Source organism: Staphylococcus massiliensis CCUG 55927 (assembly GCF_000298075.1).
GTDB lineage: Bacteria > Bacillota > Bacilli > Staphylococcales > Staphylococcaceae > Staphylococcus > Staphylococcus massiliensis.
In genome coordinates, this window is record NZ_JH815593.1 from 755114 (window position 1) to 779446 (window position 24333).

General features: G+C 35.5%; 23 protein-coding genes and 1 pseudogene. 4 read left to right on the forward strand and 20 right to left on the reverse strand.

Features of this window, described 5'->3' with window-relative positions; genetic code table 11:
- Nucleotides 1–99 precede the first annotated feature (99 nt).
- The 10 genes from ftsZ to bshC form a co-directional block, all read right to left on the reverse strand.
- The gene (ftsZ, locus tag A33S_RS0103970) at nt 100–1266 is read right to left on the reverse strand and encodes a cell division protein FtsZ (protein WP_017176584.1); all 1167 of its coding nucleotides are present in this window, start codon (nt 1264–1266) and stop codon (nt 100–102) included.
- 29 nt (nt 1267–1295) lie between these two features.
- The gene (gene ftsA, locus A33S_RS0103975; protein ID WP_009381604.1) at nt 1296–2693 is read right to left on the reverse strand and encodes a cell division protein FtsA; all 1398 of its coding nucleotides are present in this window, start codon (nt 2691–2693) and stop codon (nt 1296–1298) included.
- Nucleotides 2694–2818: 125 nt separating this feature from the next.
- Nucleotides 2819–3811: a cell division protein FtsQ/DivIB gene (locus A33S_RS11575; RefSeq protein WP_009381602.1), complete on the reverse strand. Its 993-nt coding sequence runs from the start codon at nt 3809–3811 to the stop codon at nt 2819–2821.
- Nucleotides 3812–3825: 14 nt separating this feature from the next.
- Nucleotides 3826–5175, reverse strand: a complete 1350-nt coding sequence (gene murD / locus A33S_RS0103985) for a UDP-N-acetylmuramoyl-L-alanine--D-glutamate ligase (RefSeq protein WP_009381600.1) — start codon at nt 5173–5175, stop codon at nt 3826–3828.
- 1 nt (nt 5176) lies between these two features.
- The gene (mraY, locus tag A33S_RS0103990) at nt 5177–6142 is read right to left on the reverse strand and encodes a phospho-N-acetylmuramoyl-pentapeptide-transferase (RefSeq protein ID WP_009381594.1); all 966 of its coding nucleotides are present in this window, start codon (nt 6140–6142) and stop codon (nt 5177–5179) included.
- Nucleotides 6143–6296: 154 nt separating this feature from the next.
- Complete coding sequence (locus A33S_RS0103995; protein WP_009381591.1) at nt 6297–8465, reverse strand: penicillin-binding protein; 2169 nt, start codon at nt 8463–8465, stop codon at nt 6297–6299.
- Nucleotides 8446–8841, reverse strand: coding sequence for a cell division protein FtsL (gene ftsL / locus A33S_RS0104000; protein WP_009381590.1), 396 nt, complete (start codon nt 8839–8841; stop codon nt 8446–8448). Before ftsL ends, A33S_RS0103995 begins: the two co-directional genes overlap by 20 nt.
- 16 nt (nt 8842–8857) lie before the next feature.
- Nucleotides 8858–9793 (reverse strand): 16S rRNA (cytosine(1402)-N(4))-methyltransferase RsmH, encoded by a 936-nt coding sequence (gene rsmH, locus A33S_RS0104005; RefSeq protein WP_009381589.1) that lies wholly within the window; start codon nt 9791–9793, stop codon nt 8858–8860.
- A 15-nt stretch (nt 9794–9808) separates the two neighbouring features.
- Entirely contained in the window at nt 9809–10240 is a 432-nt protein-coding gene (mraZ, locus tag A33S_RS0104010) for a division/cell wall cluster transcriptional repressor MraZ (RefSeq protein ID WP_009381588.1), read from the reverse strand.
- A gap of 146 nt (nt 10241–10386) precedes the next feature.
- Complete coding sequence (bshC, locus tag A33S_RS0104015) at nt 10387–11997, reverse strand: bacillithiol biosynthesis cysteine-adding enzyme BshC (RefSeq protein ID WP_009381584.1); 1611 nt, start codon at nt 11995–11997, stop codon at nt 10387–10389.
- A gap of 139 nt (nt 11998–12136) precedes the next feature.
- On the opposite strand from bshC, the gene A33S_RS0104020 reads away from it, so the two are divergent.
- The gene (locus A33S_RS0104020; RefSeq protein WP_009381583.1) at nt 12137–12583 is read left to right on the forward strand and encodes an N-acetyltransferase; all 447 of its coding nucleotides are present in this window, start codon (nt 12137–12139) and stop codon (nt 12581–12583) included.
- Between the two features lie 40 nt (nt 12584–12623).
- Here A33S_RS0104020 and A33S_RS0104025 read toward each other — a convergent pair whose 3' ends face one another.
- The 6 genes from A33S_RS0104025 to A33S_RS0104050 form a co-directional block, all read right to left on the reverse strand.
- Entirely contained in the window at nt 12624–13412 is a 789-nt protein-coding gene (locus tag A33S_RS0104025; protein WP_009381580.1) for a PepSY domain-containing protein, read from the reverse strand.
- Nucleotides 13396–14769: a sensor histidine kinase gene (locus A33S_RS0104030; RefSeq protein WP_009381579.1), complete on the reverse strand. Its 1374-nt coding sequence runs from the start codon at nt 14767–14769 to the stop codon at nt 13396–13398. Before A33S_RS0104030 ends, A33S_RS0104025 begins: the two co-directional genes overlap by 17 nt.
- A gap of 3 nt (nt 14770–14772) precedes the next feature.
- Nucleotides 14773–15447, reverse strand: a complete 675-nt coding sequence (locus tag A33S_RS0104035) for a response regulator transcription factor (RefSeq protein ID WP_009381578.1) — start codon at nt 15445–15447, stop codon at nt 14773–14775.
- Nucleotides 15448–15458: 11 nt separating this feature from the next.
- Complete coding sequence (locus A33S_RS0104040) at nt 15459–16844, reverse strand: SLC13 family permease (RefSeq protein WP_009381576.1); 1386 nt, start codon at nt 16842–16844, stop codon at nt 15459–15461.
- Between the two features lies 1 nt (nt 16845).
- Nucleotides 16846–18045: a glycerate kinase family protein gene (locus A33S_RS0104045; RefSeq protein WP_017176585.1), complete on the reverse strand. Its 1200-nt coding sequence runs from the start codon at nt 18043–18045 to the stop codon at nt 16846–16848.
- A 127-nt stretch (nt 18046–18172) separates the two neighbouring features.
- Nucleotides 18173–18859: a YjjG family noncanonical pyrimidine nucleotidase gene (locus A33S_RS0104050; RefSeq protein WP_017176586.1), complete on the reverse strand. Its 687-nt coding sequence runs from the start codon at nt 18857–18859 to the stop codon at nt 18173–18175.
- Nucleotides 18860–19483: 624 nt separating this feature from the next.
- Here A33S_RS0104050 and A33S_RS12195 point away from each other — a divergent pair.
- A complete protein-coding gene (locus A33S_RS12195; RefSeq protein WP_017176587.1) occupies nt 19484–19627 on the forward strand; it encodes a hypothetical protein in 144 nt (47 codons plus the stop codon).
- A 118-nt stretch (nt 19628–19745) separates the two neighbouring features.
- Here the strand turns inward: A33S_RS12195 and A33S_RS0104060 are convergent, their stop codons facing one another.
- On the reverse strand, nt 19746–20507 hold the full coding sequence (locus A33S_RS0104060) for an alpha/beta hydrolase (RefSeq protein WP_009381573.1): 762 nt from the start codon (nt 20505–20507) through the stop codon (nt 19746–19748).
- Between the two features lie 169 nt (nt 20508–20676).
- Here A33S_RS0104060 and A33S_RS12615 point away from each other — a divergent pair, with 169 nt between their 5' ends.
- Nucleotides 20677–20742 (forward strand): hypothetical protein, encoded by a 66-nt coding sequence (locus A33S_RS12615; RefSeq protein ID WP_392450446.1) that lies wholly within the window; start codon nt 20677–20679, stop codon nt 20740–20742.
- A gap of 296 nt (nt 20743–21038) precedes the next feature.
- On the opposite strand, the gene A33S_RS11580 is transcribed toward A33S_RS12615, so the two are convergent.
- The 3 genes from A33S_RS11580 to A33S_RS0104075 all read right to left on the reverse strand — a co-directional run bounded on the left by A33S_RS11580 (nt 21039) and on the right by A33S_RS0104075 (nt 24006).
- Nucleotides 21039–21611 (reverse strand): hypothetical protein, encoded by a 573-nt coding sequence (locus A33S_RS11580; protein ID WP_017176588.1) that lies wholly within the window; start codon nt 21609–21611, stop codon nt 21039–21041.
- An 80-nt stretch (nt 21612–21691) separates the two neighbouring features.
- A complete protein-coding gene (locus A33S_RS0104070; protein ID WP_009381569.1) occupies nt 21692–23497 on the reverse strand; it encodes a purple acid phosphatase family protein in 1806 nt (601 codons plus the stop codon).
- Between the two features lie 329 nt (nt 23498–23826).
- Nucleotides 23827–24006: a hypothetical protein gene (locus A33S_RS0104075; RefSeq protein WP_009381567.1), complete on the reverse strand. Its 180-nt coding sequence runs from the start codon at nt 24004–24006 to the stop codon at nt 23827–23829.
- Nucleotides 24007–24107: 101 nt separating this feature from the next.
- Between A33S_RS0104075 and A33S_RS12360 the strand changes: the two are divergent.
- Nucleotides 24108–24333 (forward strand): annotated as a pseudogene (locus A33S_RS12360) (hypothetical protein); the annotation flags it as partial.

Below are 24333 nucleotides of genomic sequence, written 5' to 3' on the forward strand. Positions count from 1 at the left end.
ATAACTTGAACACCTCATCAGTATCAAGCAGTATGACGCGCATACCTGACTTTCTTAGACCTCTTTATTTAACCAATCGTTAAAAGGTAATTCGTATGATTAACGTCTAGTTCTTCTAGAACGTCTTTCTTCTCTGTTACGAATGAAGCTTGGAATATCATCTTCATTAGTAGAAGTGCTTCTAACATCACTTGCTGGTTCTTGTTGATTAGAAGGTGCTTGATTACGGTTAGAAAGACTTTCTTCTTGTTTAGCTCCAGTAACACTTGAACCAAATCCAGTGTTAGATTGTTTACGAGCGTGAGTTGAAGGTTTGTCTTCGAAACCTGTAGCGATTACAGTAACAACAATTTCATCTTGAAGTTCAGGGTTGATTACTGTACCAAAGATCATGTTTACGTCTTCATCAGCAGCATCTTGTACGATGTCTGCAGCTTCTTGAGCTTCAAATAGTGATAAAGATTCGCCACCTGTGATGTTCATTAACACACCTTGTGCGCCAACGATAGATGTTTCAAGTAATGGTGATGAAATTGCTTTCTTAGCAGCTTCAACGGCACGGTTTTCACCAGAAGAAACACCGATACCCATAAGCGCTGAACCTTGGTTAGACATGATTGTTTTAACGTCTGCAAAGTCAAGGTTAACTTCACCAGATACAGCGATTAAGTCTGAGATACCTTGAACACCTTGGCGTAATACGTTATCTGCTTCTTTGAATGCTTCCATCATTGGTGTAGATTTATCAACGATATCTAATAAGCGGTCGTTAGGGATAACGATTAATGTATCTACTGCAGCTTTCATTGATTCAACACCAGCAGCAGCTTGTGTTTGACGTTTACGGCCTTCGAAACCGAATGGACGTGTAACAACACCAACAGTTAATGCGCCCATTTCTTTAGCGATTTTAGCAACAACTGGTGCAGCACCTGTACCAGTTCCGCCACCCATACCAGCTGTTACGAATACCATGTCCGCACCTTGGATAGCGTCTTCGATTTGTTCACGTGATTCTTCAGCAGCTTTTTTACCAATTTCAGGGTTAGCGCCTGCGCCTAATCCACGTGTTAATTTTTCACCAATTTGGATTTTAGACTCAGCTTTAGATAAGTTTAAAGCTTGACCATCTGTATTGATTGAAATAAATTCAACATTGTTCATACCATGATCAATCATGCGGTTTACAGCGTTGTTACCGCCGCCACCTACACCAATTACCTTTAAAGTAGCTAAATGATTAAATCCTTGTTCAAATTCTAACATTTATATTTCCTCCTAATCTTTGTGGCTCGTTAATCAAACAGTGATCTCATTAATTTTTTGAACTTGCTTTCTTCTTGACCATTTTGTCCTGACTCTTGATTGTCGTACGTTTCATCTTCGTTATATGTACGTGATTCAGTGTCCTCGTCGTGATGTTTTGTTTCTTTTTGTGATGGTTTATTTGGTTTCTTCTTAAACCACTGACCATAAACACTTGATTTACTTGATTGTTTAGGTTCATTTTCAATAACTTCTTCTTCTATTTCTTCGTTATCATGATTACTTATTGTAACATATTCTAATAGCTCATCGAAAGTAATACTACTAGAAATCGTTGAAATAGCAGAACTAAATTCTGGTTTTCTGACACCCATTTGTGAAGGTGTGTGAATACGTACTTTTTCGTTAACCATATCAAGTAATAATTCTTTAACACCTAATAGGTTAGCAGAACCACCAGTGATAATAAACCCACCGTTAACGCGTGTTAATTGTAGTTCTTTTAATAAATCGAACACTGTGAAGAAGATTTCTTCAACGCGTGCTTCGATGAAATCACTTAATTCTTTTTGAGTGAATTCCGCTTTTTTATCACTATCGATTTGTTCAACTGTAAATACATCTTGGTCTGAAGCTGAATCATAGAAAGCATGACCATATTGTTGCTTAATCTTTTCAGCAGTCTCAACTGAAGTATTTAAGCCTTGTGCGATGTCTTCAGTGATATGACGACCAGCCATTCTAATGCTTTCTGCATCAACAAGTTCGCCTCTTTCATAAAAAGCAACTTGCGTAAGGTCTTCACCAATATCAATCACACATGCACCAAGTTCTCTTTCAGTTGGAGTTAAGATTGATTTGTAGTTGTATGAATCAGAAAATACATCTAATACATCAACGCCACAAGATTCGACACATTTAATTAAGTTGATAAGAATTGATTTATCAATGGCAATCGCGCCAGATTCAACTTTAAGAGAATGTCTTGCGACAATTTCTTTTGGATCTGAAACTTCGTTTGTACCATCTACAATAAACTTAATTGGGAATGTGTTTACGATTTCCGTCTCTGGTACGCTATTATCTTGACGAATGCCTTCTAAAACTTGTTCAATGTGCGTACCATCTAATTCAGTGTCTTGATGGAATTCAATTTCATTTTCACCATCAAAGATTTCAGTACCGACAATCGGCAATTTAAGAAATACTTCTTTAATATCAATTCCAGACGCGATAGATGCTTTTTTAATTGTATCTTTAATCGCTTGTCTAGCGATATCAAAATCATCGATCATTCCGTTTTTAATGCCGGATGTATAGGTTTGACCTCTACCTATCACATTGATTCCATTATGAAACTTTTCGCCTACTATTGTTTTTATACTTGATGAACCGATATCTATGCTCACATAGTAATGTTCTTCCATAGATAGGCACCTCCCTGACAATTACTATTCATCATTACGCTATGTTAAGTTTACAATAACAAACTTTTAATGTGAACTATAAAGCCAATTAAATACAATATTTTTTGATTATTGTCATTTCATGGTTATTCTTTATTTTGTTCACTATTGTTGTTTTCTTTGTTTTTTTGGTCTTTTTCTTTAGAATCGCTTTCTTTCGAACCATCTTTTTTAGCTTTGTCTTCTTTTTTCTTAACTTGAGTATCTTGCTTAATTTGATTTAAAGCGTTCTGAAGTTCATCTTTAGCTTCCGTTTCAGCTTGAGTTTTCGTTTTAACTTCCTTGTCTGTTTCAGAACCACCAGATGATGCTTTGATATTTTCGTATGGAATGAAAGTTGCGCCAACAGATAAATCAATAAAGCCATCTTGTTTCAACTTGCCTGATTCATCTTTTTCTAAAGCATTAGACATTTTAGGATAATACTTCATTTTATCTGCGATTGTCGTAATTTCACCAACAACTTGCAAATTATCTTTCATAAATAAATTAATTTTATTTTGTTTGGTTGCTTCTGGTTGATAACTTACTTCAGAAATTAAACTTCTAATATTAGGTTTCATTTCTGATAAGGCTTGAGCAATACGGTCTCTTTTCTCACCTTGGAACCCTTCAAGTACAGGTACATTTGTAGGTAACTTATCTTTATAGTCTTTAAGCATGCCGCCATTTTCAAGTAATGGCACGTACTTATCTTTATGCTTAACTAAACCAACCACATCATACTCATTTACATTAACCTTCAAGGTATTCGGCAATGATTTTTTCATTTCGGCGTCCTTAACCAAGTCATGATCTTTTATCTTTTGCTCAGTTTTACCTGCATCGAACGTATACATACGTGCGTTATTTTTAACGTCCAATTGATCTTCGATGTATGACTTAGATACGAAATGATTACCTTTAATTTCAACATTTGAAATCTTACTTAAAGGCGTGAACATATATATGAGTATTAGACCTACGATAAATAACAGACCAAGAATGATGCCAAGTTGAATTTGTTTACGGCGTTTTCTTTGTTTGCGTCTTTTTTCTTTAATGTAATCATTATTTATAGGTTTTACACGATCAGCCAATTTAGTCACACCCTTTAATTTGATGGCAAGTTACTGTAAAAGCTATCGATAAATGATTGGCCACGCTCTTCAAATGTGCCATATTGATCCCAACTTGCACAAGCTGGCGATAATAGTACCACATCATTTGGTTCAATCACATCTTGTAACTTATCTACAGCGTCCTTAACATCTTGTGCTTGAATCACGTACTTACCTTGACTTTCACCAAGTTTCGTAAACTTCTCTTGCGTTTGTCCAAATGTTACCATGACGCGAACATTATCCATATATGGTATCAGCTCATCGAAGCCATTACCACGATCTAAGCCACCGCAAAGCCATATAATTGGTTGATCAAACGAACTTAAAGCAAATTGAGTCGCAAGCGTATTCGTCGCTTTTGAATCATTATAATACTTATTCATTCGATTTGAACCAATGTATTGAAGTCTATGATCAATACCTGAGAATGTCGTTAACGTCGTATTGATAGATTTAATTGGAACACCCGCTAATATCGCTGCGAGCACTGCAGCCAGTATATTCTCTAAGTTATGCTCCCCTGGCAATACAATATCATCTTTGTGAATAATTCTCATTTGGTTATAAACAATATATCCGTCTTTTACATAGATGCCATCCACTTCTTGTTGTGTTGAAAAGTAAAGCACTTTGGACTTAATTTGATCCGCTTCAATTAAATGACGTTGGTTATAATTAAAAATTAAATAATCATTTTCATCCTGATTCTGATAGATACGTTTTTTAGCGTTCTGATAATTTTCTTGTGTTTCATGATAATCAAGGTGAGCTGAATAAATGTTCGTAATAATCGCAATATGTGGTTTATAAGTCTTCGTGCCTAATAATTGGAACGATGACAGTTCAGTAATCATATAAGCGTCAGACTCAACCTCTTCTGCAACCTTAGAGGCTACAACACCAATGTTACCAGAAATATGGCCTGTTACACGGCTTGTTTTAAACATGTCACCAATTAAAGATGTTACTGTTGTTTTACCATTGGTACCTGTAACACCAATAATAGGTGCTTCAGAAATAAGGTAGCTTAGTTCAACTTCTGTTAAAATTTCCAAGTCCTTCTCAATGGCCTTTTCAAGAATAGGAATATGGTAAGGGATGCCTGGATTCTTAACAATAATCGGATCGTTATCTAATAAAGTTAGCGGATGTTCATCATCCACAACAGTAATGCCCTTACTCTCTAAATCGATTTTAAATGGATCGTTCGTTAAATCTTTGCCATCGTTAACCGTAACTTTGGCACCTAATCTATGTAACACTTGTGCCGATTCATAACCGCTCTTTGCTAAACCTAATACTAATACCTCTTTATCTCTAAGCCCTTGATAATCCTTCATTTTAGTTCACTCCTAACCATAGACCGATTAAGCCTGAAATTAAACCAACAGTCCAGAATACAATAACGACTTTCCATTCACTCCATCCACATAATTCAAAGTGGTGATGTAGTGGACTCATCTTAAAGATACGTTTACCAGTTAATTTAAATGAAGTAACTTGAATCATGACAGATAACGTCTCAAGTACGAATACTAAGCCAACAAAGATTAATGTAATTTCTTGGTTCAACATAATTGAGATCGTTGCGAAGATACCACCTAGTGCTAAGCTTCCTGTGTCCCCCATAAATACTTTAGCTGGGTTTAAGTTATAAGGTAGGAAACCAAGTAATGCGCAAACCATGATGATACAGAAAGTTCCAATTGCTGGTTCATTTAAGATAAAGCTCATAATTGCATAAATTGTAAAGCCAATGATTGATAAACCAGTTGCTAGACCATCTAAACCATCTGTTAGGTTCACCGCATTTGAAAAGCCAACTTGCCAAAATACAATAAATACAACATAGAAAAATGATAAAGGTAAACTTACATCAGTAAATGGAATATTAATGCTTGTTGAGAATTTAAAGACATTAAATAACACACATACAATGAAGAAAATGACTGCAATTGCAATTTGTGCTAAGAACTTTTGCTTACTTGTTAAACCTTGGTTGTTCTTTTTAACAACGATAATGTAATCATCGATAAATCCAATAAGACCAAATCCAATCGTTACAAATAATAGTAAAAGTAATGGGTTTGGATAAGGCATGATCAAACTTGCGATTATCGTCGTAATGATAATACTAATTAAGAATGTTAAACCACCCATAGTAGGTGTTCCGGTCTTTTTCATGTGACTCTGAGGGCCTTCTTCACGAATACTTTGGCCGAACTTCATGCGTTTTAGTGTCGGTATTAAGATTGGTACTAAAATAAGTGTAATGATTAATGCAATTGCGCCTAAAATGTATGACATAGTTGGTCTCCTTTTTATATTATTTTTCGACGTTTCATTTCATTATTTTTAGATTAAAAAGAGTGACGAGATTTATAAGCACTTGGCTTTAGACTATTTGTATGCCAAACCCTAATCCCGTCACTCCATCATTCATACAGTTCTTTCTATGCTGTTATTCATCTGACTTACCATTGGTGTTCGGTGCTTCTAATTTAACTTCAATTTTTGCGTCATCTTTCAGTATTTGACCTTGTGAAATCGATTGGTCACTAACGTAACCGCTACCTTTCGTTTTAACGTGAATGCCTGTTAATTGTTCAAATGCAACTAGTTGTTCTTTCGTCCAACCTTTCATGTTAGGCATTGTTAAATCTTTATTCGTCATTAACATGACATTTGAATTTGGTAACAGTTTCGTATCGCCTTCAGGAACTTGCTTTTCAATCTTATCGCCGCCACCAATCACAGTTGCATTGACACCTTGACCTTTTAAGGTATCTTGGGCTTTTTGAACAGATTGACCAGCAACACTTGGTACTTTCTTATAATGAGGTTCGTTTGCTTCATCTTGCTTATTACCAACATTTAAATACTGAAGTGTATTCTTCATAACTGGCTTGAATAATTTACTTACACCCATTTCATATGCTTCTTGGTCATTTTGTTGCGCGAGACTCATACCTGAATAAATAAGTATTTCAGGATCTTTACTTGGCGCATGACCGATGAAACTTACAAAGTATGGGTTGTCGCCTTCTACGTAACCACCATTTTCAGGGTCGGAAACTTGGGCTGTACCAGTTTTACCAGCGATATCATAACCGTCGACTCTGTAGTTTTTAGCTTCTGCTTTTTCATTATTAACAACATTATCAAGTTGTTTCATTGTCTTATCAGCAGTTTCTTCAGTAATCGGTTTACCAATAACCTTTTTACCTTGATTAAAGTATGTCTCATCTTTAATTGGGTTCGTTACTTTATTAACTATAAATGGTTTCAACATATTACCTTTATTTAATACAGCTGATTGAGCTTGAATCATTTGGATAGGTGTCACTGTTGATGATTGACCAAAAGCAGATGTCTTTTGTTGTAATTCGTCTTCCCAAGCAATGTTGCCCTCAGGTTCTGAATCAAAGACACTGTCTGTTTTCTTACCAAATCCAAATTTCTCATACCATGACTGCATCTTGTCGGCGCCGACTAGATCTTGAAGTTTCATCATTAATACGTTTGAAGAATACATGAAACCTTCTTTCATCGTAATCTTGCCCCAACCTTCTTTATTCCAGTCATAGATCTTATGACCATTGATTTCCATGCTACCTGAATCATATTTTTCATCAGGTTTGAACTTACCTTCTTGGATAGCTGCGGCTAGTCCAAATACTTTAAATGTAGAACCTGGTTCATATGTCTCTTGGAATAAATCGTTTTGCCATTTCTTACCGAAGCCTTCTCCAGTTTCTGGATTGAACGTTGGTCTTTGACTGTATGCAAGAATTTCACCAGTATCAGCATCCATGACTACGGCAAAGATATCTTTAGGTTGATAACGATTAACCATGTCATCTAAAGCACGTTCTACAAATACTTGTATGTTTGAATCAATTGTTAAGTGAACATCATCACCACGTTCAGGTTGCTTTTCACGTTTAGAATTTGGCGTAATATAACCCCAAATGTCTCGCGTGAACGAAAGATTACCTTTCTTGCCTGATAAGTAACTATCGAATACTTTTTCGATACCTAAAGCACCGTTAATTTCACCTGTTTCAGGATCTTTTGATGCTTTACCAATTAAGTGCGAAGCAAATTTACCGTTTGGATAGAAACGATGTGTTTCCGGTAAAAGTGACACACCTGGAATATGCATTTTTTCAATCTTTTCTTTATCTTGGAAAGTTAAGTTCTTACCTTTTTGACCAAACTCAACTTGGAACGCTTTTTTATTATCTAAACGTTTTTTAATTTCTTTTTCTTCCATATCGATAACTTCAGATAACTTCTTAGCTGCTTCTTTCGTGTTAACAACATGGCGAGGTTTATCGGATCCTTCACTTGCCTTTTTATCAACAACAGCGACAAGCTTAAATCGTTCCACATCCTCTGCTAAAATCTTCCCGTTACGGTCATAAATTTTACCGCGTTCAGGTTCTTGTTCTTTTTGCGTTAAGTATTTTTCATTGGCTTTCATAATAAGGTCTTGGCCAGAAGAGTGACCTGTTAACATGATAAAACCATATCTAAAAACCAACAGAAAAAAGAGCAGTCCAAAAATACCAATCAAGAGGACTGCTCCTATTTTATTTTTTTTAATTTTAATTTTTCGCTTCGCCATCTTTACGCACTACCTTTACATTGTCGTTCTGAAGACTCATCCCTTGTTTCTCAGCTTTATCGTAAATGCGTTCATATGAGGAATTTTTCATAGTTTCAGATTTCAATGCACTATTCTGACTGGATTGTTTTTCAATCTTAGCTTCTAAATCTGCTATCTTCCCACGTGTATCGTACGCATCCATTTTTAAAGATAGCACATAGATACTGACCAAAGCAATCATTGTAATTAAGGATATGTATAGCACTTTTTCAAGTCTTGTTAGCTTTACGACTACTTTACGTTTGACCGTTGAAGTTTTAGTTTCCGGCTGCTGCAACGGTTGGTTATAATTAAAGGATTCTCTAGCTTCATCGTACACTCTTTCTACAGCCATTCTATAGACGCCCCTTCTATTTTAGTATTTCAGCTACACGTAACTTAGCGCTACGTGCTCGATTATTCTCATCTAAATCTGCTTCTGATGCCGTAATTGGCTTTCTATTAACTCGTTTTAACTTTGGTGTATACGCCTCTGGTATAACAGGTAAGCCCCTAGGTACATCTGGTCCCTTTTCATACTCTTGAAAAATTTGTTTACAAAGCCTATCTTCCAAGGAGTGGAACGTGATTACCGAAATTCTTCCATTAACATTCACAAGGTCAATTGCTTCCTCGATTGAATCTTCAAATGCTTTGAGTTCATCGTTAACTGCAATTCGTATGGCTTGGAAAATGCGCTTTGCTGGGTGACCACCTTTACGTCTTGCTTTAGCTGGAATACCTTCTTTAATAACGTCTACAAGTTGCAAAGTTGTTTCAATTTTAGTTTGTTCTCTCGTGGCTTCAATTCTTCTCGCAATTTGCTTTGAAAATTTCTCTTCACCATATCGAAAAAAGATACGAACTAAAGAATCATATGACCATTCATTAACGACTTCATAAGCTGATAATTCTTGATCTTGATTCATACGCATATCTAATTTTGCATCGTTATGGTAACTAAATCCGCGTTCTGCCACATCAAGTTGTGGACTAGAAACGCCTAAATCATAGTAAATCCCGTCAACTTTTTCTATATCTAATCGCTCTAGGATAGACCTCAGATTTCTAAAGTTATCATGTACAAAAATGACTTTATGTAAATGATCTTTTAAAACCTCACGCGCATTATTTAAAGCTGTCGTGTCTTGGTCAATCGCAATGAGTTTACCGTTGTCGTTCAATTGATTTAATAAATACAAAGCATGTCCTGCTCCACCAAGTGTACAGTCAATATAAACACCATCTTCTTTTATATTTAGTTGGTCAATGGTTTCTTTAAGCATGACACTTACGTGATGAAACATATTTTATCCTCCGTATTATAAATCAAAGTCAATTAAGTCTTCTGCAATTTCTTCAAAGCTGTCTTCTGAATCTTCGTAGAATTCATTCCAAGTCTCTGTATCCCATATTTCAATACGATTAGAAACTCCGATGACAGTACATTCTTTAGAAAGATTTGCATACTTTCTTAAATTTTGCGGGATATTGATTCTCCCTTGTTTGTCTAACTCTACTTCAATCGCACCTGAGAAGAACATACGCATAAATTTACGTGCGTCTTTTTTAGTCATTGGTAAGGTCTTCATCTTTTCTTCAATCAGTTGCCATTCCTCTAAAGTGTAGCCAAACAAGCATTTGTCGAGGCCCCGCGTGATGATAAAACGTTCATTTAAGTCATAACGAAACTTAGATGGAACGATCATACGCCCTTTAGTATCCAATTTGTTTTCGTATTCACCCATGAACATTATTTTATCACCTCACCTCTATTTATAATTTACCACATCTCCCCACTATCCTCCACTAATTATGTAAAAATCACCAAAATTAATTATTTTCACACAAAAAAGACCGGTTTATCGAAATTGATAAACCGGCCAAACCCTTGATATGACTATAGTTTAACGATGATTTGATCAAAAGTGTAAGAAAGTGGTGGATAGGTGGAGGGACTGAACACGTTTGTCCCAAAATCATTCATGATTTGATATGGATTCCAAATTCTTTCTTGAAGTCCACCCATTGGATGGAGATGAGATGAAATTTCCTTGAAATGATTCATACTTATTTGATTTTCGCGTTCAATATTTAAGAGGTAACGTCTCAATAAGTAATCGTACTGTTTCTGGTGAATTTGGTGATTCTTTCGAATTAAATTATGATTGTCTTCAGTACTAATTTCCTTAGACAATTGTTCAGTGAGTTTGTCTTGTAACGTCATCATATGTTCAACTTCTTGAATAAATGTATCTGAAGCACGGTCCCTTACGAAAGACGTCTTAAATTGATCGACCCCTTCTCGAATGACCGTTTCAAGTGGCACATCATATTGCGTTAATAATTTAGAGATTCTCTCATTAAGGTAAGTGATACGTAAGCGAGGTAAAACAATTGGCATTTCGATATCTAGAAATTCAAAGATACCTTTTAATTCAGCCCAGTATTTAATTTCACTTGGACCTCCTACGAAGCTTAACGTGTTAAATAACCACTCTTCCATAATTGGTCTTGTCACAACATTATTTGAAAAGCGTTCTGGCTCATTTTCCACGATGTCTAATAAGTCTGCTTTTGAGAACGTTTTTTCTGATTTACTTAAATAAAACTGTCCATCTTTATAATGAAGTAACTGTCTGGAGTTATCTTCACTTAAGAATAAATGCACATTTGTTTCTGTCTGAATCATACGTTCAAAACCTTTAGACGTGAGTTCACTTTGTGTCGTTCTAAACGCCTGATCAATGTCTTGATAATGTTCAATCATATATTTTAGCATTGGCTTTTCAAGTGTGCGCAAACCTTTATCGTTCGCATCAATAAGTAACACACCATAATCTTTAAATACGTCGTGAACGAGCACTTTAAATATGTCAGTCCAATAATTGTATTGTTCGATGATTTCGACAAGTCGTGTATATAAACGCTTTGAAGATGAAGTTTCTTCGATCTTTTCAAAATATTGCACGACCGCTGATTTAAACGCCTCTTTATCAATTTGGTAATTTGATACAGACGATTCCGGCTCGTCCATCGTATGATATTTAACCTTGGACATATCATTTGAAGCATTGTCATACACGAAAGTATGATTCACCTCATCAAAGTCATGATCCTCACCAGCTATCCAAAATACTGGCACAACCTTTTCTTGATACGTATCAGCAACAGTTTCTGAAAGCGTTACTAATGATAAGATTTTATGAAATGTATAAAGCGGACCTGTTAAGAAACCAGCTTGTTGTCCCCCAATCACAACTTTATGACCACTGCGAAGGTTCGCTATATTACGAGATTGTGCATCGCTTAAAGATAAGTCTGACATATAAGTTTCAATAACGTTAGACAATTGACCTTCACGGCCATTTGTAGGTGCGTTTAATTTATACTTGAAACTCTCTTTATCCATTGGATTGTATTGAAATAAAGACGTGTAACGAGGATCTTCTCGTCTCAAACAATCAATGAAATCGTTTTCATTATATACATTTATATATAAACATTCCATTCACGATTCTCCCTTAAAAGCACTATTACCAATTAGTATAAAACGTTAGTTGTCGTATGACAATCTAACGGCTTACTTCATTTTATAAATAATATAAGTTATAATTAATTTAGATAAGAAACAAGGGGGCAATTCTAAAATGACTAAAGTTGAACACTTAGATATTAACTACAAGACTGAACAGCTATTCGAAGAATTTAGAAACTTTGGTAATGAACACCTATTTATGGTCGATGAACTGCACGGTGAAATGATAGATGCAAGTTCTGACTCACCTTTCTATGGTATTTATGTAGGTGAAAAAATTGGTGCTCGCATGGCACTTTACAAAAAAGGGGAAGTTGAAGAAACATATTTCCCAGAATTCGACGACTATTTAGTTGTCTGGAAATTAGAAGTACTTAAACAATATCAATCTAAAGGTTACGGTCAAAAATTATTAGATTTTGCGAAAAGCTTTAATCTACCTATTAAAGTCATTGCTCGAAACCAATCTAAAGACTTCTTTATCCGTCAAGGTTTCACTGACTTAGAAAAGCAGAATGCAGACGGACAAGACATTTTAACATGGGAACCTCAATCATAAAATAAAAAACTAGTACGCATTCCAGTGCGTACTAGTTTTTTTAGTCGTCATCCACTTCGTAGCCGTCGTCATCATCATCGCCATCATCGTCACTTTGTTGATACGTTTGACGTGGTAATTGTTGATAGTGTTGCTGAGGTGCTGATTGTCTTGGTGCTGGTAATTGAACCTGAGTCTGTCGCTGCTGTTGAACCTGTTGTTGTGGTGCTGGATTGTATTGGGCTGGTTGAGACGCTTGATCATCATCTTGTGCTTCATATTGATCATCATCATCTGTAGATGCCTCGTTCTGTGTTTGTCCTTTTTTAAACCATGATACGTTATGCACCTTACCAGTAACAGCATTGATTGTTAAAATCGCACCTTCATTTTGATTCACTTCTTGTCTTACTTCATAATATGGGTAATGTTTTGATTGATTAAGTTTGATTTGGCTCGTGTAACCGCCAACCTTCTTCTTAGCAATAGACTTCGCCTTTTCTTTTGATATCTTTAATTTTTTAGCTTTCTTCTTTTTGTCTTTTTTAGACGATTTGTCTTTATCTTTCTGCTTGAGCTTCTTCGACTTTACATTATCAATATCTTTCGTCTTACGATCGATTTGTACAGTTATCTCAGTATCTTTATTCACTACGGCTATTTCAAATTTAGACTTATGTTCTCGTTCTTCCACATTCACTATCTTGCCACCATAACGTTCTTGAACGATGTTTTCAGCTTCTTTTTGAGATATCATTTTAGTCTTGGATGATTGGTACATAACCGTTGCTAAAGCTATACCTAAACCTAAAATCATTAATACAAGCATAATTTTAAGAAAGTGTTTCATGTTGTACTCCTTTATTAATTTCTAAAGTAAACGTGGTGCCTACTGTTAATTCACTTTTCACATGTAATTGAATTTGATTATTTTTAGCAATTTCTTTAGCGATAGCTAAGCCAAGACCCGTGCCACCTGTTTGACGTGCACGAGCTTTATCAACTCTATAGAAACGCGTAAAGGTGTGCGGAATATCCGCTTCAGGTATACCGATACCTTTATCCACGATATGCACATATATATGCGTTTTCGTTTCTTCCATCACAACACGTATAACATCTTCACTATATTTATAAGCGTTATCTAAGAAGATACGCATTAATTGTTGATAGCTCTTCTTGTCGATACACGTATATACATCCTCTTCAGGACCTTCAAATTTAACTTCAGTATCATAAACATGATCGAGTGTGGTCACAATTTCAGATGTCAACTTCGTTAAATTTTCTCTCTTAAAGTTAAGCGCTTGCTCTGAATGTGTATAGTTCGTAAAATCAAGTAGCTGCTCCGTTAAATACTTCATTTTTAAGCCCTCATCATGAATCGCCGTAAGCCCCTCCTCTAAAATATCTGGTTTCGTCTTACCAAAGCGTTTCAACATTTTACTATATGAATGAATAACTGTGATAGGCGTCTTTAACTCATGTGAGGCATTCATAATAAACACTTGCTGTCTTTCGTCATGCGATTTCAATTCGTCCATCATGTCATTGAATGAAACAGATAATGCTTTCAGTTCTTTAGAATCGCGTTCATTTACATCAATGTGTGAATAATTATTCGTACGCTCAATTTCATGCATTTTATCAATTAAGTGATGAATTGGATTCGTGATAACTGACGTAATAATTCGATTTAAGACATAAATGATAACTAATAACATTAATGAAGAAAGAAGCAATATCCATCTTAACGTACTAAATGAATCATATTTGAAGTTTACATTTTCAAATATTTGTAGATTAACAACTTCCCCATTTTTCCAAATAAGGGGAATCGAAACTAATGCGAAATGATTATCTTTAGTGTGCACAATTTTTTGGTATTGCCTATTTTGAAAAGGCCTTGCTAAATTCTTATATTTAACATCAGTTGATATTTGCATGATTGAATGATCTTTCTTATCAACAATACTGATATAGCCATCAGATAAGATATGTGACTGTATAATTGCTTCAGTTTGAATGTCCCTAGCGTCATCATTCTTAATTTCTTTCATAATATTAACAGCTCGGTTTTCGAGCTGCCCTATTTCATCATTTAAGGCATAGTGTTTGTACGTGAAATATACAACAATGTTGGTACAGATAATGACAAAGATTGTAGTAACGGTCGTATAGAGTTGAATTCGTGTACCGAGTTTCATTATTTAATCCTTCATCATATAGCCTACGCCACGTACACTCGAAATCAATGAAGGCTTATCGGTATCTAATTTCTTACGTAAATGTCTCACATACACATCCGTTACATTTGTATCACCATGATAATCATAGCCCCACACCGCTTCAATCATTTGTTCGCGTGTCAAAACTTGGTTACGGTGCGTTAATAAGTAATAAAGTAAATCATATTCCTTTTGCGTGAGTGTGACAAGTTTACCTTCTGCATACACCTCACGTGTGTTCGGATTGACGTTTAAATGTTTAAATGTGAGCTCGCTTTGCTCAGTAGACGTCGTTCCGATGGCCTTTAAATATACGCGCATGCGTGCTAATAATTCTTCTATCTCAAAGGGTTTCGTCATATAATCATTCGCACCTAAATCAAGACCCGTTACCTTATCGAACACCGTATCTCGCGCCGTTAACATGATGATTTTAATCATCTCATCTACCTGTCTAATACGACGAAGTACTTCTAAACCATTCAGTTCAGGGATCATCACATCAAGTAGAATCAAATCATACTTGTTATTTTGATATAGCTCGAGCGCTACCTTTCCAGTGTGCGCAATCTCAACTTCATAGCCTGCATACATTAATTCAAGCTCTATAACACGTGCTATCTTCTCATCATCTTCAACGATTAATATCTTGCTCATGTCCTAACTCCTTACATTAATTCTAATCCGATAAATTTCCAGAACGTAAAGTACATGCCAAGCATAAATAAGCAATACAATGGCATTAAGATACAACTGAGTTTAAATAGATGTTTCGGTTCAAATGGTTTATCTTCTTCCTCGTAAAAGACAAGGATTGCTTTCGAACTGATCGGGAACGTTAAGCAATAATTAATACCTATCAACGCGAGAAATACAACTGCAACTTCATTAAGTTGAAACAATTTTGCGAAAACGATAAATGCAGGAATGAGAACAACCGCTCTTGTTGTATGACTCGTGATAACGAGATGGGAAAATACAGAAATCACTATAATCACAATAACGATCATGAGTTCACTCACTTGCCCTAAAGATTTTAAAAACTGCATGATGTGAGATTGCAAGTACGTAACAACATTGTACCTAACCAATAGTTCACCTAAAGCACTACTTGATGTCACAAAAAATATTAAACTCCACGAAATGTGCTTTAAGCCCTTTTTCCAATGAAGTAAATTAAGTTGCGGCAATAGCATAATTAATGCCATCAATATCGTCGTGAATGCGATATCCAAACCGTGTAGCGGTTCAAGTACCCAAAGTAATAATGTAATGACAACACATATAATGGTTGTCTTTTCCTTTTGTGAAAAAGGCACTTTAAAATTAACTTCTGCTTCGTTCTTTATATCGATATCGTGTGAACGTTGTACATTCTCTTTCGTTAATACATATAAAATACATGTTGCGAAAATACCAAACAGGATGCCGAACGGAAGTCCCCATATTAAGAAATCTAAATAAGAAATTGTTTTTGATGTTTGCTTTTCCAAGATACCTATCGCAACTAAATGACTGCCAGCACCTATTAAAGATAAGTTACTTGCAATAAGGATTAACGTTGGAATCAATAATCCTAAGAAAAGTTTTTGCGACGGAAACTTTACGGTCATCGCTCGGTATATCGGTAACATTGCCATTGCCCGGCTTGATGTGGACGGTATAATTAACGAAAGACATTGTATTTTGATAAACGTAAATAGTGTAAGCTTCTGAATAGATTCACATTTACGATTAATTAACTTTACAAAACGTTGTAATAAACCACTTTCTTCAATTATACCACTAATTATAAATGCCCCGATCATTAGCCAGACAATATGTTGGTTTAACGACTCAAATAAGATACTCTCAGGCAATCCTAATAAGATGCCGCCCATTAAGACAAGCATGCCAACGAGTCCGGCCGGCACCTTTGAAAATATAAATAAACCTAATGATAATAAGAAAATAATAATACTAACTTTACCTAAATAATCAAGATCTACATATATAAATATTAAGATTGATGTAATAAGGTAGATAATGAGTAATAATAAATGTTTCGTTTGCATCTTAACTTACTTCTTCAACGATCTTTTTTTCTTGTTCTGCTTTAAGTTGTTGAGCTAAATCAAACCCAATTGTAATATGTCTAAACGCATTTTCGGCACAGTTTTCTAACCATTTCGGTGCATCGAGAATCGACTTTTCAAGAGAAGTAGGTTTAGGAATGATACTAGTAAACGCATCGATACCACTTTGGTAGTTAATCTTCGCGTTCTTACCAATAGTACCCGCAAATGCGATTACAGGTTTCTCGAAAGATTTCGCGATACGCGCAACTTCAGAAGGGATCTTGCCATTTGGCGTTTGATAATCAATACATCCCTCAGCTGTCACGACTAAATCTGCATGTTGAATCGCTTCTGATACCTGTATATATTCCATGATGATATCGAACCTAGGATGTAACTTAGCATCTAAGAAACCTACAAGACCAGCGCCTAAGCCTCCAGATGCACCACCGCCGTTAATCGTTGCAACTTCTCGTCCAGTATGGCTAAAGATGAGATCTGCTAAATGTTCTAAGTTATCTGACAGTAGTTCTACTTCCATAGGAGAAGCACCTTTTTGGGGACCAAACACACGTGCAACACCTTGAGGACCACATAATACATTTGTCCAGTTAACTGCTACGTTGATGTCAATATCTTTCACACGCTCGTCGATCTGAGATAAATCCATGTGATGAATTTGATTGATTTCTGCACCGCAAGTTACATCAATTAATAAATGCGCATCATCATAAAACTTAACACCGATTGCTTGTGCCATACCAACGCCACCATCTGAAGTTCCTGAGTCACCGCAACCAATTAAAATACGTTTCGCGTTATGGTTAAGTGCTTCTATAATTGTTTCACCCACGCCATATGTCGTCGTGAATAACGGGTTTCTTTGGTTAATCGGCACATGACGCAACCCAGCTATAGCAGCCATTTCAATTACAGCTGTCTCAACTCCATTTTCATTAAACATCCCGAAGTAAGAATCAATTTTCTGACCAGTAGGACCTGTAACATGTGTGTTAATAATACGTCCTTCTTTAAGTTTTGTTATCGTATTAACAAAGCCTTCCCCACCATCTACCATTGGGATAACTGTAACATCGTGATTAGATTCAACTTTTTCAATACCACGTTCTATAGATAAACCGACTTCTTCAGCACTTAAGCTCTCTTTAAAGCCTGATGGAATAATAACAATTTTCATAATTAAATCCTCCCTAAATTGTTTACGACCTTTTTCTTAATACTTAATCTAAGGGAAACAAATTTAGAGAGGATTATAGAATTATTAAAATATGATTAAAAAATGAATACGTCAATTTAATTTAAAACTAAACAAGTTGTAGTAATTCTTTTAAATGATGAATTTCATAAGTTGGTTGAATTTCATCAGAGCTCGATTTGAACCTATGATTAAACCAACATGTTTGAATACCTGCACGGATGCCACCTTGAATATCAGAGGTTAATGAATCACCCACGATTAAAATTTCTTCTAAAGGTGGACATACAGGAATGCGTTCGAAGACATAATCGAAGAAAGCGACATTTGGTTTATGAGACCCCGTTTCTTCTGATACAAACATTTGGTCAACATACTTCATTATCGGCGATCGTTCGATGCGGTTCCATTGTGTCTTAGTCGCCCCATTCGTCACGATAAAGAGACGTACCCTTTTAGAGAGTGCTTGGATGACTTCTAATGCTTGTTCATGATATGTAATCGTCGCTAACTCTAATCCCTTTCGAAAGGTCTCATCGGCATACACACCATCTATATCCATACCATACGTCTTGAATGTTTCGATAAAACGCTTAGTTAAAACTTCTTCTTTCGTTAAAATACCTGCTTGGAACTTCTCCCAATGTGCTTGATTAATACGTTGGAACGCTCTAAACGACTGGTCATTAAAGTCTAATTGATAAGCGTCCATTAAATGGCGATACGCTTCATACTCACAAGCATCAAAATTTACAATCGTATCGTCAAAATCTAATAAAACAACTTTAAATGTCATAAACTCACCTTTATCTCTATTTTAACGCCATTATAGCATGCGAAGTCTTTTAAATAAGAAGGAAATACATTAAAAAAGTCTGAGCTATAGAACGCGTTAATCCGCATCCTTTAACTCAGACTCGATCACATATGCTTATTAAGGTTAATACAATATTAATCACCAAGTGCACGTTGAATTTGTGGCAGAATTCAACTAATCATTAAACTACAGATTACCCGCTTCAATAATCTGAGCTTAATCATTAAGACTTAATGATTAACCAATCGAAATGCTATTACGATTACAACACTTGCAATCATTTAGATGAATAAATATTCTAAGCTTTACCCCCTAAAGCATAAAATATTTAACTAAATGATAAATGAAATAAAAGAAAGCAATTGAAAGATTGAGATTCAATTGACCTCCTTAAATATAATATATTGTGCATCACAAAAGGTGAGACGTTCATAATCTACTTATAATTCGTCTTAACTGTCGTATCATCGTATTCAAAAGACAGTTAGGCATTCCTAAGTGTCTTGAATCGTAATCTTTTTGTAACATTTACGTAAAACACTTGAAATCTTATGTAACTTTTAGTAACATAATAGATGTAAGTTAGCTAAAGGAGCTGAATCAATGATGCGTAATAATATGTTAAGAGTTGTAGTAAGTGGCCTTTTAGCCATTATGATTTCGTTGCTATCATTAACTGCGTATAGTGACAATCAAAGTCAAAAAGTTGACCATTCAAGAGACACGTATATGTCAACTTCACATTAATTCATTATAAGAAATCTCCACTATTTTTCTATTAAATTTCGACTTTCAAAAGACAAAAGGTCCGAGACAAGCCCCGTTCTTCTGTTATACGTGCTAACTTATCTCGGACCTTTATTTTTTATTGTTCGACGATCCACTTAATGGCCTTTTCAATGGCATAATCCCAATACTTAAAGTCATGTGCCCCAGGACTATCTCGAAACGTAACATCCATACCTTGTTCATCTAAAAACGACTTAAATGACACATTACTTACATAAAAATCATCTTCAGTTCCACACATTAACAATATTTCAGGAACCGTTTTCTCCTTGTCAATGGCTTGTTTTACGATAACGTATGGATCATATGTAGACCCTTTTAACTCTGTAGTATCACCTACGATTGCTGAAAGTGAAAAATCGTAAAACGTTAGATGACTAACCGCTTCAATATCAAGCGGAGCTGACATGATAATGGCCTTTTCAAAGAGATCACCACGCGTCATCGCATAGTTTAAAGCGCCATAACCGCCCATAGAATGCCCGGCGATAAAACTATCTTCACGGGCCTTTGATAACGGCAGTATTTGTTTCGCGTATTGATACACTTCTAACACATAATCGTAGTAATGGTGACCATGCGCCATATTCATATAAAAGCTATGATCCGCATGCGGCATGATTACAGCCATTTCATGTATATTCGCATAACGCTCAATATTGGTATAACGTGTATACATCGTCTCGTCGTTACTCAAACCGTGCAACAGTAACATAGATTTCAACGGCTTCACCTTGCCGTTAAAATCGAATTGTGACGCTGTCTCAGGGAGAATCACGATAAAGCGTTGGTGTTTACCAATCGTTTTTGAAAAGTAATTGATAGATAATAAGGCCATTCACGAACACTCCTTTTCAAATTCATTCACTTTGGAACTCGTAAATGTCTGATTTTGTCATTTTTAAACACTTAGGCACTTAAACATACAAGTTATGCACTGACCGACATTTAATGAAACACCCATGATAAATTATAGTTAACAAATCAATGAAGGGGGTCGCAAAGTTATGATTACAGGTATCATCGAAGCTATCAAATTCATCGTTGACATGGTTAAAAAATTCAAAAAATAATTGAAGACTTTTCACAATCCCATTTTATGTTGGGATTTTTTAATGTGTCAAATAAGCATGCTTCCCTTAAACATGCTCATTAACACCAAGATATTTAAGCCACTATTTCACTACCCGTTACACTACACTTTAATACGTTCAAGTATTCATGTCACGTCAAACCTATTTAAACACATTCAATTCAAAAGCTATTTCGACGCGTATTGAGACATCACTGATTTAAGCTTCTTCGTATACGTTTTACTTTCCTTCACTTCAAATACTTGCTCAGCTGTTAAGTTTTCATCCTGCTCTGTTTAATCTTTAGGCGCGAAACCTGATGACGGACGCGTATCTACGTCAGGTTTAAACGTAAATGCGTAAACTTTACCATTGTCTGCAAATATAAATTTCTTAATCGGTTCTTTCATATTGGCTACTTTATTGTAACCTTCGACATTTGATAAATCTTCAGCCTTCTTATCAAATCCTTTAGTCCCATCTTTCGACTTATATACGACGACTCCTGCTAATTTGTGAATTTTAAAGGCTTTTGGTCCAGGTTCACCTCGGTTACTCACTTGGACTTGACCATCCGTCGTGTTCGCATACCAGTCTCCTTCTTGGAAGGACCCACTACCGAAAAAGCGATTTGAAACAGCTAACCCATTCTTCGCTTCTTCTTTCGCAGTAAAATCGATTAATGTTTGCTTGATATGTTGTTTATCTTTATCAGATAACTTACTGTAGTCAAATTTTTGGTCATTATGTATGTTATTAGACTTAGCTTCTTTTGTTTCGCTCTGTTGTTGGCTGGCGTCTTTATCTTGTTTACCACACCCTGTAGCTAGAAGTGTGCAAACGGAAATAGAAATTAGTAACCGCTTCATAGAATTGTGCCTCACTTTCATATATATAAGACGCCACATGAAAATAGAAGCTTATCATGTGACGTCATCAATCTTACAGATTATTTATCTTTTTGAATACCAAATTCATCTACTAATTCTACGCTACGTTGTTCACCTTTAGTGAAGTCACCGCGTAGTTGATAGATTTTAACACGTAATTTGTTACCTTCTACTTCGTATACTGAGAAGTTTTGGTCAGAAGAGTCACGGTTATTTGAATGAGAATCTTCGAATGCATCTGTTTTCTGTGGTTGTTCCCCTACTTCAAATAAGCTGTTATAGTGATCAAGTTGTTCTTGTTTTAAGTCGCCTAACTTAGGACGTACTTTCTTAATGTGATCTAATGGACGGTCGAAGATACTATCGTAAGCTTTTGTACCACCAGTGTTAGGAATCACATAAACAGAACCTTTAGGGTTATCATAATATTTAATGTTATCGTCACCAACAACTTGTTTCACATCTTCTTTCTTAGCATTTACGAAACTGTTTTTAGTAGATGTATGTTGTAGAGATTTTGTACGTGCTAATACATGGTCGTGACCTTGTAGTACTAAGTCTACATCTAAGTCATCGATTTCTTTCGTTAATTCTTCACGAACTTTTTGAACGTCTTCATCTTGTAAAGAATGGTAAGACTTAGAATACATTGGTTTATGAAGGTTTAATACAACCCAGTTTGAACCGTTCGCTTTAGCTTCTTTGATGTCTTTTTTAATCCATTCCATTTGTTCTTTACCAATGGCTTTTCCTTCAGGATTATCTTTAGATTTCTTATTATCGTTCGTGTTAGCTACAACCATGTGAACGCCGTTGTAGTCAAATGAGTAGTATGAACCACCATTCACAGCATTATTCTGCTTAGGTACGTTCATGTGTTGATTCCAGATGTCTAAGTCCTTCTTGTCATGATCCAGTGTGTATTCATCATGGTTACCCGCAGCTGTCGCCATTGGTTGTTTCATGAATGATGGACGAGATTGACTATAAATATCTAACCAGTTATCTTCAATAGAAGCTGTCTCAACCATATCACCTGTGTGTAAAGCAAACGCAGGATCTTGAGCTGTCATAATTGCGTTATTTAATGTATCTGCACCAAATTGAGCTTCGTTGCGCACATTTTGGTTCCAGAATGCATTTTGTGTATCTGTATATTGAACGAACTTGAATGGTTGACCCTTTTCACCTGAAGTCTTGAACGTACCAACTTCACTCTTAGGACCATTCTCACTACCTACGCGGTAATAATATTCAGTGTTAGGATCTAAACCTTCAGCTTTTGCTTTATACGTATACTCTTTTTCTTTAGTCGTTTTCACGTCACCATGCATGTCACCGCTCGTCCATTCAGGACCTTTAGCATTTTTATCTGTGTAATAACCATTGATGACTTTGTTACCTTTGTCATCTTCAACAGGATTACCTTCATCATCTTTTTTAACATCCGCAAAGATAATGTTGCCATGCTTATCGCGTTCCACGTAGTTAGACGTTACTTCTTTAGACTCTGCATCGAATTCTTTCGCGTCTGAAAAGTCCTTTGACTTAGAAACCCAAACTTTAGCATCTTTAAATTGGTCAGTCGTATACCAGCTAAAGCCCATTTGAGATTTCGTATCACCATTGAAGTTAGCAATAATACGGTTCGGTTTATTCTTAGTTGGAACTGGCGCTACTTTAGGTTTATGTTTCTTAATTTTAATGTCGTGACCATGATTTTCAGTAGCCTTTTCACTCGCATGATGGTTAGGTGTACCGTTAGAACCTGAAGCATATGTATCAGCATCAAAAGGCGCTGCAGATAATAACATCATGCTTGCTACACCAAAAATAAGTGACTTTTTAACATTTACATATTTCATTTTTGCATCTTCCCCTAACAATAATTTTTAATAATAACCGTTCCTATTTAGATAATAACAAACAAAAATTAATTTAATATAAATTTTTGATAATTTATCATGGAAAATATATTAATTTATTAAAAAGCTACACTAAAATTTAGAGTTTCCCATAAATTACCAAAAAAACAAAAAAATAGTGTGCCCACCCACCACAGTGAACACACTATAAAGATTTAAGCTATGTAGTAACAGGAGCTTAAATCCTCCTTACACTTATAAATTACCATATTCATTTTTAAGCTTTCAAGACTTTTAAATAAAAAAATTGTGCTAAGTTATTTATGTCCTTATGAGTCCTGTTGATAAAGCTCTGATTTACACGTACTACAATAAACGGCTTGATTCTTAGCCCATTCTTTCAGATTCGTTAGACCATTTAGTTGTCTCGCATTCGATTGAATTAACACAACTTCATCCTTCTTTATTTCGTTGCCACAATTAACGCACGTTAGCTTTTCCAAAAACATGATAAGACCTCCTTTATTAAAAAATGTTAATCAAACTCACCTTAATTGTAACTTAAATATATTTAAATCAAACGAAATTCTATTGAACTGTATTATAATTAATGAAACGATTACGTCATCATAAGAAAGGAAAGGAACTTCAAATGTTACAAATATGTCTTCATGAACTGAAACAACAATTTAAAAGTATTAAAGCCATCGTCATCATTTTTATTCTACTTTCTTTAACATTCGGGTCCGCTAAAGTTTATGGGCAGTACGAACAACTTATTGGAGGTGCGAATTCCGATTTATATGCATCAGGGTTGTTAATCACATCTCTTATTG